This window comes from Limosilactobacillus vaginalis DSM 5837 = ATCC 49540, assembly GCF_000159435.1.
Classification (GTDB): domain Bacteria; phylum Bacillota; class Bacilli; order Lactobacillales; family Lactobacillaceae; genus Limosilactobacillus; species Limosilactobacillus vaginalis.
The window spans coordinates 407,673-409,041 of record NZ_GG693413.1 but is presented as its reverse complement, the minus strand read 5'-3'; the positions used below and the strand labels follow the sequence as shown (position 1 = coordinate 409,041).

1 protein-coding gene and 1 pseudogene are annotated in these 1,369 nt (G+C 27.4%); both read left to right on the top strand.

Annotated elements, in window-relative coordinates:
- Positions 1-47 precede the first annotated feature (47 nt).
- Positions 48-1,025: a glycosyltransferase family 2 protein gene (locus HMPREF0549_RS05095; protein ID WP_003717201.1), complete on the top strand. Its 978-nt coding sequence runs from the start codon at positions 48-50 to the stop codon at positions 1,023-1,025.
- A 59-nt stretch (positions 1,026-1,084) separates the two neighbouring features.
- Positions 1,085-1,369: pseudogene (locus tag HMPREF0549_RS10020) on the top strand (hypothetical protein); the annotation flags it as partial.

Sequence of the window (1,369 nt, the reverse complement as noted above, 5' to 3'; positions counted from 1 at the left end):
ATAAATAAATTCATTGCTATTCTAAAAATAGGAGAAAGAAATGAATAATGAATAAAGAAAAAGTAAGTGTTATTGTTCCAGCGTATAATGCTGAAAAATACATATGTAGCTGTATTGATAGTATTGTTAATCAAACCTATAAAAATTTACAAATAATTTTAATTGATGATGGCTCGACAGATAAGACACTTGATATATTTAATAGTTATTCGTTAAGAGATTCAAGAATAACTGTTTTTACTAAAGAGAATCAAGGTATAGCTACGACAAGAAATTTTGGCTTAATGAAGTCTAATGGTAACTATATAGTATTTGTTGATAGTGATGATTATATAAAAGAAAATATGGTAGAGCTACTCCTTAAATCTATTAAAGAAAATAGAACAGATATGGTAATGTGTAATTCTCAATTAGTGGGAATAGATGGTAAACCTAAAGTAAGGGATACACGAAACTTTAAAAAGCGTTTTTTTAATTCGGGAGTATGGACAGAAAAAGATTTTTGGGATCATCTTTACAATGGATTTTGGGGTGAGTGTACAGTACCATGGGGAAAATTATATAAGTCTACATTATTTAAAAATGTCAGGTATTCGGATGGAAAGACAAATGAGGATGATTACATTCTGTACGATTTAATTCATGGTTGTTCTATCTCTGTTATAAGTGAAAAACTTTATTTTCATAGAGATAGAGAAAATAGTATTACTAATAGTAATGGAGGAGTTGGTGAGAAATATTTGGATGGTGTTGATGCAGTACTACTAAGAGTAGACAAAGCATTATTAAATAATCAGAAATATTTAGTACAGTACTCATTAAATGCAATTCCGACTTTAATGGTATTACAGTATCAATGTCGTAAAAGTATACGATACAAAAGAATAAAAGAAGATTATAAGACCTTAGTTAAACGTGCTAAACATCAGAGGTATCTTTCACTCAAAAGTCAACTTATGTATTTTTGTTTTTACTATTTTCAAATAGTTTATTACTTAATGTACATAGCATATAGAAAATTATGATAAATAAAAAAACATTTTTGAATTTAGTTTCAGTAATATTTAGTAGTGGAGTTTTATTGTTGAGTGGGATAATTACAAACCTTGTTGTTCCAAAAATAATGGGTGTTACAAATTATGGGTACTATAAGATTTTTATATTGTATAGTACTTATGTTGCATTATGTCATTTTGGTGTTGTAGATGGCGTATTGTTAAAATATGGTGGAAAAAAAGTTAGTATAAATGATCTGATTTCAATTAGGTCATATTTTAGATTCTTGCTTTATTATTCTATTATGTTCTCGGTGATTTTATGCTTCATTGCAAATTCTTTTAATGGTGCTATACGTTGGATTATTTTTTTC

Coding starts and splice junctions, on each gene's coding strand:
- HMPREF0549_RS05095 (WP_003717201.1), top strand. CDS start 48: ATGAATAAAGAAAAAGTAAGTGTTATTGTTCCAGCGTATAATGCTGAA.